The organism is Citrobacter sp. wls613 (assembly GCF_005281195.1).
In the GTDB taxonomy this organism is placed as follows: Bacteria; Pseudomonadota; Gammaproteobacteria; order Enterobacterales; family Enterobacteriaceae; genus Citrobacter; species Citrobacter gillenii.
Genome location: NZ_SZXN01000058.1, coordinates 48,740 through 63,249, shown reverse-complemented (window position 1 = coordinate 63,249; position 14,510 = coordinate 48,740). Strand labels below are relative to the sequence as shown.

Here is a 14,510-nt window from a genome sequence, read left to right as displayed (position 1 = left end):
CCTGATGGCGCTACGCTTATCAGGCCTACAAATATGCACGAATGTATCCCGGCACTATTCGTAAAACGGCCCGGTTGTGACCGAATCCCGCAATACCAGCGTGCCGGTAAATGGCGGGATAGGTTCAACGTTCTCACCGTTCGCCAGGCGGACGGCCTGGTCGATGGCCGTGGTGATCATGCTATCAATCGGCAGATAGACGGTCGACAGCCCCGGCTCCAGCCATTTGGCGCTGGGGGCATCATCAAAACCAAACAGCGATACATCCTGCGGGATCTTCAGCCCGGCCTGATGTAATGCTTTTGAGGCACCTAATGCCATATCATCGTTACAGGCAAAGAGGGCGCTGAAAATCACCCCTTCCTCCAGCAATTCACGGCAGGCCTCGAAGCCTTTCATCATCGTAGAATCACCGTATTTAACTTTCGCGGGATCCCAGGGAATACCATGCTTTTCCAGCGCCTTACGATAACCCATCAGGCGTGACTTACCGGTCGGGGTATGGTGCGGGACGGTGATACAGGCAATATCGCTATGGCCTTGTGAAATCAGGTAACTTACCGCTTGATACGCCGCATTTTCTTGTTCAAAGAAAATTGCCCGGTCGCGGGCCTGGCTGACATCGCGATTAATGACCAGCAGTGGCATATTAATGCTATGCATCAGCGACATAATCGCTTTTTCGCTCATATAGCGGGTGTAAAGAATAATGGCGTCGCACTGGCGGTCGGCCAGCATTTGTACCGCTTCCTGTTCGCGCTCCGGCGTATCGTGGCCGTCGGTCACGATCAGCTGTTTGCCGTGGGATTCGGTTTGGCGTGAAGCCTGTTGCAGCAGACGGCCAAAATAGAAGCCATCGAATGTGGAAACCACCAGGCCAATGCTGTTACTGGTGCGATTCGCCAGCGAACGCGCCAAAAAATTAGGGCGGTAGTCTAAGGCCTGCATGGCATTAAAGACTTTCTGGCGCGTGCTTTCTTTGACTTGACCCGTTCCGTTCAGCACACGCGAAACGGTCGCTTTTGATACGCCAGCATGACGAGAAACATCCAACATCGTTGTCATGACGCTATCCTGATTAATCCTTTGACGAAGAATTCCCTGATTCTGTCAGCGTCGAAACGGAATGTCGACGGACCAGCGTAGGGTTGAATACATGCGTTATTTCCGGTGCCGGAAGGTTGTCGGCCAACGCCAGCGCCAGTTCGGCGGCCTGGGTTGCCATCGTTACTATTGGGTAGCGTACCGTCGTCAGCCGTGGACGCACGTAGCGGGAAACCAGCACATCATCAAAACCGATCAGTGATATTTCGCCCGGTACATCGATGCCATTATCATTTAATACACCCATAGCACCTGCCGCCATTGAGTCGTTATAGCAGGCGACAGCGGTGAAGTTCTTGCCACGTCCCAGCAGTTCCGTCATCGCCTGCTCACCGCCGCTTTCGTCCGGTTCACCGAAGGTCACCAGCTGATCGTTGATCGGGATGTTGCTTTCTGCCAGCGCATCGTAATAGCCCTGCAGACGATCTTCTGCATCAGAAATACTGTGGTTAGAGCACAGGTAGCCGATGCGTGTATGGCCCTGCTGGATGAGGTGGCGGGTTGCCAGCCATGCGCCGTAACGGTCATCAAGCGCAACGCAGCGCTGTTCGAAGCCAGGCAGGATGCGATTGATAAGCACCATGCCGGGGATTTGTTTCATTAATGACGCCAGCTCCGCGTCCGGGATAATTTTTGCGTGAACCACCAGAGCCGCGCAGCGGTGGCGAATAAGTTGCTCAATCGCCTGACGTTCTTTCTGCTCGTTATGGTAGCCGTTACCAATCAGTAAAAAATTACCCGTGTTATAGGCCACCTGCTCGACAGCTTTAACCATTGCCCCGAAGAATGGATCGGACACATCACCCACCACCAGACCGACGGTCTCGGTGGATTGCTGTGCCAGCGCACGCGCATTGGCATTAGGGTGGTAGTTGAGTGATTCCATTGCACTCATCACAGCCAGGCGGGAGGCTTCGCTGGCTTTAGGGGAATGATTGATCACGCGAGAAACGGTGGCGACTGATACACCAGCGAGTTGGGCTACGTCCTTTATAGTCGCCATGATAGTACCTGTTGTGGGTAAACGCTTACATTCCGTCAGTGTTACGGAAAATGGCTGGTTGTTCAAGCAGATTGCCCATCAGGACTGCGCAAATGTGAGCGCACACGAGCGAAGTAAGACAGAAAGAGAGAATGAAAATCTTTGCTTACACTTTGCGATGACCTGTTGCGATTGTTCGCTGGCGAGGAGAAAGACAGGATTGCTAGAGTTGAGATCCCAGAGGTATTGATAGGTGAAATCAGCTTTCGGGTTGATCACAAGATTTACACCAACCTGCGCAGATGCGCAGGTTTTTTTTTTGCCTTTACGCGCATCTGTAACAGTAAGCGATAATTTACACAACTGGTTGCACTTGGGTTCATTCCTTTGCGTTTTCGGACTGGCGTATCGGCCCGGTGGCGACCACAATCAAGATCCCAGAGGTATTGATTGGTGAGATTATTCGGTACGCATTTCGTACCTGTCTCTTGCACCAACCTGCGCGGATGCGCAGGTTTTTTTTCGCCTCTTTTTTCGGACTCTATTTACCTGTCGCGCCTCCCCCACAACTCGTATAATCTGCCACCATTCATCTTTAGATAATTGATGGTACAGGGAGTTGAAATGCTATTAGGGTTTTTTCGCAATGTGTTTCGCGTGCTTTTCCGCGTTCGCCTTACGGGCGATGTCAGTGCACTACGGGGAGAGCGCGTCTTAATCACTCCCAATCATGTCTCTTTTATCGACGGTATGCTGCTGGCGCTGTTTTTGCCTATTCGCCCGGTCTTTGCGGTTTATACCTCGATCAGCCAGCAATGGTACATGCGCTGGCTCACCCCGCTGATTGATTTCGTGCCGCTAGACCCCACTAAACCGATGTCAATTAAGCATCTGGTTCGCCTGGTTGAGCAGGGACGTCCGGTGGTTATTTTCCCGGAAGGCCGTATTTCGACCACCGGCTCATTGATGAAAATCTATGACGGTGCCGGATTTGTCGCGGCGAAATCGGGCGCGACGGTGGTGCCAGTGCGCATTGAGGGCGCTGAGCTGAGCTACTTTAGCCGCCTGAAAGGTTTAGTTAAACGACGTTTCTTCCCACGCATTCAGCTACATATCCTGCCGCCTACGCAGTTACCGATGCCAGAAGCGCCGCGCGCCCGCGATCGCCGCAAGATGGCCGGTGAAATGCTGCACCAGATTATGATGGAAGCGCGCATGGCCGTACGACCGCGTGAGACGTTGTATGAGTCTCTGCTGGCGGCGAAGTACCGCTTTGGCGCAGGAAAAAACTGCATTGAAGACGTTAACTTTACCCCGGACAGCTATCGCAAACTGCTGACCAAAACGCTGTTTGTTGCCCGTATTCTGGAAAAATACAGCGTAGAAGGTGAGAAGATTGGTCTGATGCTCCCCAATGCGGGGATTAGCGCGGCTGTGATTTTTGGCGCTATTGCCCGTCGACGTATTCCGGCCATGATGAACTACACGGCGGGCGTAAAAGGGCTGACCAGCGCCATTACCGCCTCCGAAATCAAAACGATTTTTACCTCCCGCCAGTTTCTCGACAAAGGCAAACTCTGGCATCTGCCGGAACAGCTTACCCAGGTGCGCTGGGTGTACCTGGAAGATTTAAAAGCCGATGTTACCTTTAACGATAAAGTGTGGATTTTCTCTCATCTGCTGATGCCGCACCTGGCTCAGGTGAAGCAGCAGCCTGAAGAAGCTGCGGTGATCCTCTTTACCTCCGGCTCTGAGGGCCATCCGAAAGGTGTGGTGCACAGCCACAAAAGCATTCTGGCGAACGTCGAGCAAATTAAAACCATTGCCGACTTCACCGCCGACGATCGCTTTATGTCGGCGCTGCCGTTGTTCCACTCTTTTGGCCTGACGGTGGGGCTGTTTACGCCGCTCCTGACCGGTGCCGAAGTCTTTCTCTATCCCAGCCCGCTGCATTATCGCATTGTGCCGGAGCTGGTGTATGACCGAAACTGCACCGTGCTGTTTGGCACCTCGACGTTCCTCGGCAACTACGCGCGCTTTGCCCATCCTTATGATTTCCACCGCCTGCGCTACGTGGTAGCGGGAGCTGAAAAGCTGCAGGACACCACAAAGCAACTGTGGCAGGAGAAGTTTGGGTTGCGTGTGCTTGAAGGTTATGGCGTGACGGAATGTGCGCCGGTGGTGTCGATTAACGTGCCGATGGCGGCAAAATCAGGCACGGTAGGGCGTATTCTGCCCGGTATGGATGCCCGACTGCTGGCGGTTCCAGGCATTGAAGACGGCGGACGTTTGCAGTTGAAAGGTCCGAACATTATGAGCGGCTATTTGCGCGTTGAAAAACCGGGTGTACTGGAAGTGCCGACGGCAGAAAATGCACAGGGCGAGGTTGAGCGCGGCTGGTATGACACCGGTGACATTGTGCGTTTTGACGAGAACGGCTTTGTGCAGATTCAGGGGCGCGCCAAGCGCTTTGCGAAAATTGCTGGTGAGATGGTATCGCTGGAAATGGTGGAGCAGCTGGCGCTGGCGGTCTCTGCTGACAAAATGCACGCCACGGCTATCAAGAGTGATGCCAGCAAAGGTGAGGCGCTGGTGTTGTTCACCACTGACAGCAAGCTGACGCGTGAAAAACTGCTGCAGCATGCGCGGGCCCACGGCATCCCTGAGCTCGCCGTGCCGCGTGATATTCGCCACCTGAAGCAACTCCCTCTCCTCGGCAGCGGTAAGCCGGACTTTGTAACGCTGAAAAGCTGGGTTGATGAACCGGAACAACAACATGCGTGAGTCAGTACACACTAACACTTCAATCTGGTCCAAAGGGATGATGTCCGTTATCGCCGCGCAGTTTCTGTCGGCGTTTGGCGATAACGCACTGCTGTTTGCCACCCTGGCGTTGCTGAAAGAGCAATTCTATCCGGACTGGAGCCAGCCGATCCTGCAAATGGTGTTTGTGGGTGCTTACATTCTTTTCGCCCCTTTTGTCGGGCAGATGGCGGACAGCTTTGCCAAAGGCAGAGTGATGATGTTCGCCAACGGTCTCAAACTGCTGGGGGCGGCAAGTATTTGCTTCGGTGTTAACCCTTTTCTGGGGTACACGCTAGTGGGCGTTGGCGCGGCGGCGTATTCACCGGCCAAGTATGGCATTCTCGGGGAACTGACCACCGGCGATAAACTGGTGAAAGCTAACGGTCTGATGGAAGCCTCAACCATCGCTGCTATTCTGCTGGGCTCGGTGGCTGGCGGTGTGCTTGCCGACTGGCATGTGATAGCCGCGCTCTCGGTTTGCGCACTGGCCTATGCGGGTGCGGTGGTGGCTAACCTGTCAATCCCGAAGCTTGCTGCCGCGCGTCCTGGTCAGTCGTGGCATCTGGGGAAAATGACGCGCAGCTTCTTCTGCGCGGCGTCTTCGTTGTGGCGCAACGGTGAAACGCGTTTCTCGTTGGTGGGAACCAGCCTGTTTTGGGGCGCGGGGGTGACGCTGCGTTTTCTGCTGGTACTGTGGGTGCCGGTAGCGTTGGGGATTACCGATAACGCCACACCGACCTATCTCAACGCGATGGTGGCAATTGGGATTGTTGTTGGCGCGGGTGCTGCGGCGAAGCTGGTCACGCTGGAGACAGTGTCTCGCTGTATGCCAGCGGGGATCCTGATTGGCGTCGGCGTACTGTTCTTATCTCTGCAGCATGCGCTGTTGCCGTCCTATGGGCTGCTGATGCTTATTGGTGTGCTGGGCGGTTTCTTTGTTGTGCCGCTGAATGCGTTATTGCAGGAACGAGGCAAAAAAAGCGTCGGCGCGGGTAATGCCATCGCGGTGCAAAATCTGGGTGAAAACAGCGCCATGCTGCTGATGCTCGGTATTTACTCGCTGGCGGTGCTGGTGGGCATTCCGGCAGTTGCTATCGGAATTGGCTTTGGCGGGCTGTTCGCGCTGGCGATTACGGCGCTGTGGATCTGGCAACGTCGCCATTAGCCTGTTACGTGCTGTTGCCGGATGGCGGCGTTGCCTTATCCGGCCTACAGTACAGCTTGTTTTTGTAGGCCTGATAAGCGTAGCGCCATCCGGCACTACACGTTACGGTGCAGGATAGGTATAGACCTGATGCACCGCTTCAATCTCTGCCAGTACCTCTTCGCTTAACGTCAGATGCAAACTTTCGACATTGGTTTTTAGCTGTTCCATAGTTGTCGCCCCCAGCAGGGTGCTGGCGACAAACGGCTGGCGACGCACAAAGGCCAGTGCCATCTGCGCCGGGTCCAGATTATGGCGTTTGGCGATATCTACGTAGGCGGCGACGGCTTTTTGCGTCTGTTCGCCGCTGTAGCGCGTGAAGCGACTAAACAGCGTATGGCGTGCGCCGGCAGGCTGCGCGCCGTTCAGGTACTTACCGGTTAATGTGCCAAAGCCCAGGCACGAGTAGGCCAGCAGTTCAATGCCTTCGTACTGGCTGACTTCCGCCAGTCCCACTTCAAAGCTACGGTTCAGCAGGCTGTAGGGGTTCTGGATAGTGACAATGCGCGGCAGGTCGTGTTTGTCCGCCAGGTGTAAATAGCGCATGACGCCAAATGCGGTTTCGTTGGACACGCCGATATAGCGAATTTTCCCGGCGCGCTGAAATTCAGTTAGCGCTTCCAACGTTTCCAGCAGAGTGACTACCGGAGCGGAGTCTGTCCAGCTGTAGCCCAGCTTGCCAAAGCAGTTGGTTGGGCGCTGTGACCAGTGAACCTGATACAGGTCCAGATAATCGGTTTGCAGGCGTTTGAGGCTGTCGTTCAGTGCCTGGCGAATGTTTTTACGATCCAGCGCCTGATTCGGGCGAATGCCGCTGTCATTATTACGCGACGGCCCGCTGACCTTTGAGGCGACGATCAGTTTTTCACGGCTGCCGTGTTTAGCGAGCCAGTTGCCGACGTAGGTTTCCGTGAGGCCCTGGGTTTCCGGGCGTGGCGGGACCGGATACATCTCGGCAACGTCGATTAAATTGATGCCTTGTGCTACGGCATAGTCAAGCTGTGCATGTGCGTCGGCTTCGCTGTTTTGTTCACCAAACGTCATTGTGCCCAGCCCCAGTGTACTGACTTCCAGCGAGCTGTGGGGTATACGGTGATATTGCATAGCCGTTTCCTTTTTATAATCACAACATAAGGATTATAAAAATGGCTGAGGGAAGGGAAAAAGGGAAGCAAAATTGTTAAGGTCAGCAGCGAGGCTGACCTCAACCATCAACGCTCAATGATTTGAGATACGTCGTCGCGGTTAATCTGCATCGCATTGCCTTGCTGGTCGTGATAGCTCACCAGACCGGTATCATCATCAATTTCGGGTTTACCGTCGGTCAGGATCATCCGACCATCTTTGGTCGCCATCACATAATCACTGCTGCATCCAGAAACGGCGAAAGCCAATCCTACCGCGGAAATTAAAACTGCCCATTTTTTCATCTATTTATCCTCACGTGGCCTGCGTCTGACACTAGTTTAGTAATAACGCGAAGTTATGCCGGGCGAAAGCAGTAAAATCTTAATCTGTGAGAAGAAAAGGTGATGTGGGTCGTCGCTCCCCTTGCGGGGGAGCGACTGATGGGGTCAGAGCGGGTTCTTTTTATTGCGCAACAGGTTCAGGGTCTCTACACCGATAGAGAAGAACATGGCGAAATAAATGTACCCTTTCGGCACATGCACATCGAAACTTTCCAGAATCAGCGTGAAGCCGACCAGGATCAGGAAAGAGAGTGCCAGCATTTTTACTGAGGGATGGCGATCCACAAATTCACCAATCGGGCGTGCCGCAAACATCATCACGCCGACGGCAATAACTACCGCCGCCATCATGATAAACAGATGATCGGACAAGCCTACTGCGGTGATGACGGAGTCCAGGCTGAAGATAATGTCTAACAACATGATCTGCACAATTGCCCCGAGGAACGAGGATACGCGCGTTTTCAGCCCTTCTTCTTCACCTTCTATAGACTCATGAATCTCCTTACTGGCTTTCCAGATCAGGAACAATCCACCAAGCAGAAGGATCAGGTCACGCGCTGAGATCGCCTCGCCAAACACCTCAAACAGCGGGTTGGTCAGACGCGTGACCCAGGCGATAGACGCCAGTAGTGCCAGACGCATGATCATCGCTGCCGCCAGCCCGATACGTCGGGCATGACTGCGTTGTGCGGTCGGGAGTTTAGCAACGACCAAAGAAAGGAAAATAATATTGTCGATCCCTAGAACGATCTCCAGCAGCGTCAGCGTACCGAGCGCCAGCCAGGCGTTAGGATCGGTTATCCATGCAAATAACATCGAACAAAGTCCTGCCAAAAAAAAGAAGCGCTAATTATAGGCGCGTAACGCGGCGGGCGAAAGGCCGGGCTGTGCCTATTACGTCTGGAATAAAAAATGACGCTCCAGCAGTGCGCGCGTGAAGTTCTTTTTTAGATAAAAACCGCGTGGCAGGGTCAGAATTGGCTCACCATTCGCGCCAATGGCTTCGGTTAGCGCTTTCGCATTGGCGGCTTTTGGGCGTAGCTGTAACACTTCCCCATGGCGGGCGGTGATGCGTTCGACGCGGCCCAGCACAATCATGTCCATCAATTCTTCCCAGTCCAGGCGTAATTGCCGGTCTTCTTCTTCATTCGGACTCCATAACAGCGGGGATCCTACGCGACGTTGGGCTAACGGGATGCTGCGTTCCCCTTCCACCGGTACCCACAGCACACGTTTAAGTTTATGGCGGACATGGCTGGTTTCCCATGTTACGCCGGTATTGCCGGTTAATGGTGCTACGCAAACGAAGGTGGTTTCCAGCGGTCTGCCAAGACTGTCCACAGGGATCGTTTTCAGCTCTACGCCTAGCGCCGCAAAATCCTGCTCCGGCTTGCTGCCAGCGCTGGCGCCGAGCCAGATCTCCAGCAGTACGCCGATCCAGCCTTTGTCCCGTTTCAAATCGTTGGGGGTTACAATCCCCGCCATTGCCGCCAGCTCCCCTAACGTGTAGCCCGAAAGCCGCCGTGCCTGGGCAAGCAGCAGGGCTTCGGATTCAGGGGGAGAAAGCAGTGGCTGGAGTTCTGACATTGAGTTAACCCTTAGGCGAAAAAATGAGCAATGATTTTATACCGAGTGGACAGAGTTTATCTTTTTCCACAAGCTTTACTCAATTATCTGATTTATATTGATTTTTAAATTTCATAATCAAGAGTTGCGCAACAACCGATGAGGTTTTCCAATTCTGGTCACTGACAATGAACAGGATCTTACACCATGTTATCCACAGAAAGATGGGATAACTGTGAAAAACCCCCACTACTGTTTCAATTTACAGCCTTGACGTGCGACGAAAATCGAATTTTCACACAAATTGTGCCTAACTTATTGGCACAATCTGTGGATAAAACCAACACTGGTTGATCTTTCATCAGCTCGAGGATCGTATGCGTGATGTACATCACATTTCTGTGTGTTAGGTGACAGTATTTGCTTTTAACTCAATGAATATAGACGACTAATTTTTATATGTGACAAAGGTCATATTCAGACTGTTCCGGGTTTTCCCATAGTAATTCCGTACTTCTTCACAACTATATCCACAGAAAAGGTGAATAAAATCGCCTAACTCAGCCTACCTCTGTTTATAACTCAGTCCTTTGCTGTGAGTTATTCAATTGTTATTAGAGTCTCGTGTGCTTAACACAGTGGTTTACCGCCTCTCAGGAGTGTGAAACAATCGTTTATATATAAGGTTTATGTTGAGGTAGTCCGGTGATTGATGACGATGGCTACCGCCCGAATGTAGGAATAGTAATTTGTAACCGCCAGGGGCAGGTCATGTGGGCCCGGCGATTTGGTCAGCACTCCTGGCAATTCCCGCAAGGTGGGATAAACGCGGGAGAGACAGCAGAGCAGGCGATGTACCGGGAACTGTTTGAAGAAGTGGGCCTCAGTCGTAAAGATGTGCGGATCCTGGCTTCTACTCGTAACTGGTTGCGTTACAAGTTACCGAAACGTTTGGTGCGTTGGGACACGAAGCCGGTTTGTATCGGCCAGAAACAAAAATGGTTCCTTCTGCAATTGGTAAGCAGCGATGCTGAGATCAATATGCAAACCAGCAGCACGCCCGAGTTCGATGGCTGGCGTTGGGTGAGTTACTGGTATCCGGTTCGACAGGTAGTGTCATTTAAACGCGATGTCTATCGCAGGGTGATGAAAGAATTCGCAAGTGTTGTGATGGCGCTTCAGGAGAGTACCCCAAAGCCGCAAAGCGCACCTGCGTACAGACGTAAAAGAGGTTAAGCTACGCAAATTATGCTCACCCGCCTGCGCGAAATAGTCGAAAAGGTGGCCAGTGCTCCGCGTCTTAATGAGGCGCTGAATATTCTGGTTACCGACATCTGTCTTGCGATGGATACAGAGGTCTGTTCGGTTTATCTGGCCGATCACGACCGACGTTGTTATTACCTGATGGCGACCCGGGGACTCAAAAAACCACGCGGTCGCACCGTTGCGCTTGCGTTTGATGAAGGTATCGTTGGCCTGGTTGGCAGGCTGGCGGAACCGATTAACCTCGCCGATGCGCAAAAACACCCCAGCTTCAAATACATCCCTTCAGTAAAAGAAGAGCGATTCCGCGCCTTCTTAGGCGTGCCGATCATTCAGCGCCGCCAGCTATTGGGTGTGCTGGTGGTCCAGCAGCGTGAACTGCGCCAGTACGATGAAAGCGAAGAGTCATTCCTGGTGACGCTCGCCACGCAAATGGCCGCCATTCTTTCTCAGTCGCAGCTCACCGCGTTGTTTGGTCAATACCGGCAAACGCGCATTCGTGCGTTGCCTGCCGCACCCGGCGTGGCGATTGCCGAAGGCTGGCAGGATGCCACGCTGCCGCTGATGGAGCAGGTGTATCAGGCGTCAACGCTGGATCCGGTACTAGAACGCGAACGACTGACTGAGGCGCTGGAAGAAGCCGCCAATGAATTCCGCCGCTACAGTAAGCGCTTTACGGCGGGAGCACAAAAAGAGACGGCGGCGATCTTCGATCTTTACTCGCACCTGCTTTCCGATACCCGTCTGCGCCGCGAGCTGTTTGCAGAAGTGGACAACGGTTCGGTGGCGGAGTGGGCGGTTAAAACGATTATCGAGAAGTTCGCTGAACAGTTTGCCGCCCTCAGTGATAACTATCTCAAAGAGCGGGCCGGGGATTTACGTGCGCTCGGCCAGCGTCTGCTGTTCCATCTTGACGATTCGATTCAGGGGCCAAATGCCTGGCCGGAACGTTTCGTGTTGGTGGCAGATGAGCTTTCCGCGACCACGCTGGCAGAGCTTCCGCAGGACCGACTAGTTGGTGTGGTGGTCAGAGACGGCGCTGCCAACTCCCATGCGGCAATTATGGTGCGCGCGCTGGGTATTCCGACTGTGATGGGGGCCGACATCCAGCCGTCGGTACTCCACCGCCGTACGCTGGTGGTGGACGGTTATCGCGGCGAGCTGCTGGTTGATCCTGAACCGGTTTTGATTCAGGAATATCAGCGACTTATCAGTGAAGAGATTGAACTCAGTCGCCTGGCAGAAGATGACGTTAACCAGCCAGCCCAGTTGAAAAGCGGCGAGCGCGTTAAGGTGATGCTCAACGCCGGGCTGAGTCCGGAACACGAGCAAAAACTGGGAAGCCGGATCGACGGCATCGGGCTGTATCGCACCGAAATTCCGTTCATGCTACAAAGCGGGTTTCCGTCAGAAGAAGAACAGGTTGCCCAGTATCAGGGCATGCTGCAAATGTTTAACGACAAGCCGGTGACTCTGCGTACGCTGGACGTCGGGGCTGATAAGCAACTGCCTTACATGCCCATCAGTGAAGAGAATCCGTGCCTTGGCTGGCGCGGGATCCGCATTACGCTCGATCAGCCGGAGATCTTTTTGATCCAGGTCCGCGCAATGCTGCGTGCCAACGCGGCAACCGGCAACCTGAGTATTTTGCTGCCGATGGTCACCAGTATTGATGAAGTTGACGAAGCGCGGCGCTTGATTGAGCGCGCCGGGCGCGAAGTGGAAGAGATGATCGGCTACGCGATCCCGAAACCGCGTATCGGCATCATGCTGGAAGTCCCGTCGATGGTCTTTATGCTGCCGCATCTGGCGAACAGGGTCGATTTTATCTCGGTGGGTACCAACGATCTGACCCAATATATTCTGGCAGTCGATCGTAACAATACGCGGGTCGCCAGCATTTATGACAGCCTACATCCTGGGATGTTACGTGCGTTGGCGATGATTGCCCAGGAAGCCGAGAGAAGCGGCATCGATTTACGCCTGTGCGGCGAAATGGCGGGTGACCCAATGTGTGTGACCATTTTAATCGGTCTGGGTTTTCGCCACTTATCAATGAACGGTCGTTCTGTGGCACGAGTGAAATATCTGCTGCGCCACATCGATTTTGATGAAGCGAAAACGCTGGCACAGCGCAGCCTGGAAGCGCAACTGGCGACGGAAGTGCGCCATCAGGTGGCGGCATTTATGGAACGCCGCGGTATGGGCGGTTTGATTCGCGGGGGGCTGTAAGTCTGAATTGTCGGCCTGATCATCACTGTTTCATCTGGCATCCCTGTTGGTGTCTGGCTTAACTATACAGATCTTTTACATCTTCCCGGCATGCGTGGTGATCCCCTTGTGCTATCATTCGCACCTTCGGAGCGCCTGTATCATACAGGCGCGCTTATCAATTGCTGTCTGAATTCAGCGAAATAACAAGAACTTGTGGTGACAGATGACCAGTAGCTATCTGCATTTTCCGGAATTCGATCCGGTCATTTTCTCAATTGGACCCGTCGCACTTCACTGGTACGGCATGATGTATTTGGTGGGGTTTATTTTCGCGATGTGGCTGGCGACGCGCCGCGCTAATCGCCCAGGAAGTGGCTGGACCAAAAACGAAGTTGAAAACTTACTCTATGCAGGCTTCCTCGGGGTGTTCCTCGGTGGGCGTATCGGTTACGTACTGTTCTACAACTTCCCGCTGTTCCTTGATAATCCGCTGTATCTGTTCCGCGTCTGGGATGGCGGAATGTCATTCCACGGTGGTCTCATCGGTGTGATCCTGGTGATGATTATCTTCGCCAAACGCACCAAGCGTTCGTTCTTCCAGGTCTCTGACTTCATTGCTCCTTTGATTCCGTTTGGTCTGGGTGCGGGCCGACTGGGCAACTTTATCAACGGCGAACTGTGGGGACGCGTTGACCCGAACTTCTCATATAGCATGTTGTTCCCGGGCTCGCGTACCGAAGACATCTTACTGCTGCAAACCAACCCGCAGTGGCAATCTATTTTCGATACCTACGGTTCGCTGCCTCGTCACGCGTCTCAGCTTTATGAGATGGCGTTGGAAGGCGTGGTGCTGTTTATCATTCTTAACCTGTTCATTCGTAAACCGCGTCCGATGGGCTCGGTCTCCGGTCTGTTCCTGATTGGCTACGGCGCGTTTCGTATCATCGTTGAATTTTTCCGCCAGCCGGATCAGCAGTTTACCGGCGAATGGGTACAGTACATCAGCATGGGGCAGATCCTGTCTATCCCGATGATTGTCGCCGGTATCATTATGATGGTTTGGGCGTACCGCCGCAGCCCACAGCAACACGCTTCCTGAGGAATCATGAAACAGTATTTAGAACTGATGCAAAAAGTGCTGGATGAAGGCACACAGAAAAACGACCGTACCGGAACCGGAACGCTTTCCATTTTTGGTCATCAGATGCGTTTTAATCTGCAGGAAGGATTCCCGCTGGTTACCACTAAACGCTGCCATTTGCGCTCTATCATTCATGAACTGCTGTGGTTTTTGCAGGGCGACACTAACGTGGCCTACCTGCACGAAAACAACGTTTCTATCTGGGATGAGTGGGCAGATGAAAACGGCAATCTGGGCCCGGTCTATGGTAAACAGTGGCGCGCGTGGCCAACGCCAGATGGCCGCCATATTGATCAGATCACCACGGTGCTTAACCAGCTGAAGAATGATCCGGACTCTCGCCGTATTATCGTTTCTGCGTGGAACGTAGGCGAACTGGATAAGATGGCGCTGGCGCCGTGCCATGCGTTCTTCCAGTTCTATGTGGCAGACGGCAAGCTCTCCTGTCAGCTGTATCAGCGTTCGTGCGATGTGTTCCTCGGCCTGCCGTTTAACATTGCCAGCTATGCTTTGCTGGTCCATATGATGGCGCAGCAGTGCAACCTTGAAGTCGGTGATTTTGTCTGGACCGGCGGCGATACGCACCTGTACAGCAACCACATGGAGCAAACGCACCTGCAGCTCAGCCGCGAACCGCGTGCCTTGCCGAAGCTGGTCATCAAGCGTAAGCCTGACTCTATCTTCGACTATCGTTTCGATGATTTCGAGATTGAAGGTTACGATCCGCACCCTGGTATTAAAGCGCCGGTTGCTATCTAA

At 53.4% G+C, this 14,510-nt stretch carries 12 protein-coding genes; 6 read left to right on the top strand and 6 right to left on the bottom strand.

The genetic code is table 11. The annotated features are described in order from the left end of the window. Positions 1-54: 54 nt before the first annotated feature. Both FDX01_RS13380 and galR read right to left on the bottom strand, forming a co-directional pair. Complete coding sequence (locus FDX01_RS13380) at positions 55-1,065, bottom strand: LacI family DNA-binding transcriptional regulator (RefSeq protein WP_137399917.1); 1,011 nt, start codon at positions 1,063-1,065, stop codon at positions 55-57. 13 nt (positions 1,066-1,078) lie between these two features. Further along, complete coding sequence (gene galR, locus FDX01_RS13375; protein ID WP_137399916.1) at positions 1,079-2,107, bottom strand: HTH-type transcriptional regulator GalR; 1,029 nt, start codon at positions 2,105-2,107, stop codon at positions 1,079-1,081. A gap of 603 nt (positions 2,108-2,710) precedes the next feature. On the opposite strand from galR, the gene aas reads away from it, so the two are divergent. Continuing rightward, entirely contained in the window at positions 2,711-4,870 is a 2,160-nt protein-coding gene (aas, locus tag FDX01_RS13365; protein WP_137399915.1) for a bifunctional acyl-ACP--phospholipid O-acyltransferase/long-chain-fatty-acid--ACP ligase, read from the top strand. Further along, on the top strand, positions 4,863-6,056 hold the full coding sequence (gene lplT / locus FDX01_RS13360) for a lysophospholipid transporter LplT (RefSeq protein WP_137399914.1): 1,194 nt from the start codon (positions 4,863-4,865) through the stop codon (positions 6,054-6,056). The genes aas and lplT overlap by 8 nt, the downstream gene beginning before the upstream one ends. A gap of 102 nt (positions 6,057-6,158) precedes the next feature. Here lplT and FDX01_RS13355 read toward each other — a convergent pair whose 3' ends face one another. The 4 genes from FDX01_RS13355 to mutH form a co-directional block, all read right to left on the bottom strand. Further along, the gene (locus tag FDX01_RS13355) at positions 6,159-7,199 is read right to left on the bottom strand and encodes an NADP(H)-dependent aldo-keto reductase (RefSeq protein ID WP_137399913.1); all 1,041 of its coding nucleotides are present in this window, start codon (positions 7,197-7,199) and stop codon (positions 6,159-6,161) included. A 107-nt stretch (positions 7,200-7,306) separates the two neighbouring features. Beyond that, complete coding sequence (ygdR, locus tag FDX01_RS13350; RefSeq protein WP_000758660.1) at positions 7,307-7,525, bottom strand: lipoprotein YgdR; 219 nt, start codon at positions 7,523-7,525, stop codon at positions 7,307-7,309. Positions 7,526-7,669: 144 nt separating this feature from the next. After that, positions 7,670-8,383 (bottom strand): TerC family protein, encoded by a 714-nt coding sequence (locus FDX01_RS13345; RefSeq protein WP_096755846.1) that lies wholly within the window; start codon positions 8,381-8,383, stop codon positions 7,670-7,672. A gap of 78 nt (positions 8,384-8,461) precedes the next feature. Further along, a complete protein-coding gene (gene mutH / locus FDX01_RS13340; protein ID WP_137399912.1) occupies positions 8,462-9,154 on the bottom strand; it encodes a DNA mismatch repair endonuclease MutH in 693 nt (230 codons plus the stop codon). A gap of 684 nt (positions 9,155-9,838) precedes the next feature. On the opposite strand from mutH, the gene rppH reads away from it, so the two are divergent. The 4 genes from rppH to thyA all read left to right on the top strand — a co-directional run bounded on the left by rppH (position 9,839) and on the right by thyA (position 14,510). After that, positions 9,839-10,369, top strand: coding sequence for an RNA pyrophosphohydrolase (gene rppH, locus FDX01_RS13335; protein ID WP_003825602.1), 531 nt, complete (start codon positions 9,839-9,841; stop codon positions 10,367-10,369). 12 nt (positions 10,370-10,381) lie between these two features. Then, positions 10,382-12,628 (top strand): phosphoenolpyruvate--protein phosphotransferase, encoded by a 2,247-nt coding sequence (ptsP, locus tag FDX01_RS13330; RefSeq protein WP_137363186.1) that lies wholly within the window; start codon positions 10,382-10,384, stop codon positions 12,626-12,628. A gap of 205 nt (positions 12,629-12,833) precedes the next feature. Beyond that, positions 12,834-13,709: a prolipoprotein diacylglyceryl transferase gene (gene lgt / locus FDX01_RS13325; protein ID WP_115257571.1), complete on the top strand. Its 876-nt coding sequence runs from the start codon at positions 12,834-12,836 to the stop codon at positions 13,707-13,709. Positions 13,710-13,715: 6 nt separating this feature from the next. After that, positions 13,716-14,510, top strand: a complete 795-nt coding sequence (gene thyA, locus FDX01_RS13320; RefSeq protein ID WP_096755850.1) for a thymidylate synthase — start codon at positions 13,716-13,718, stop codon at positions 14,508-14,510.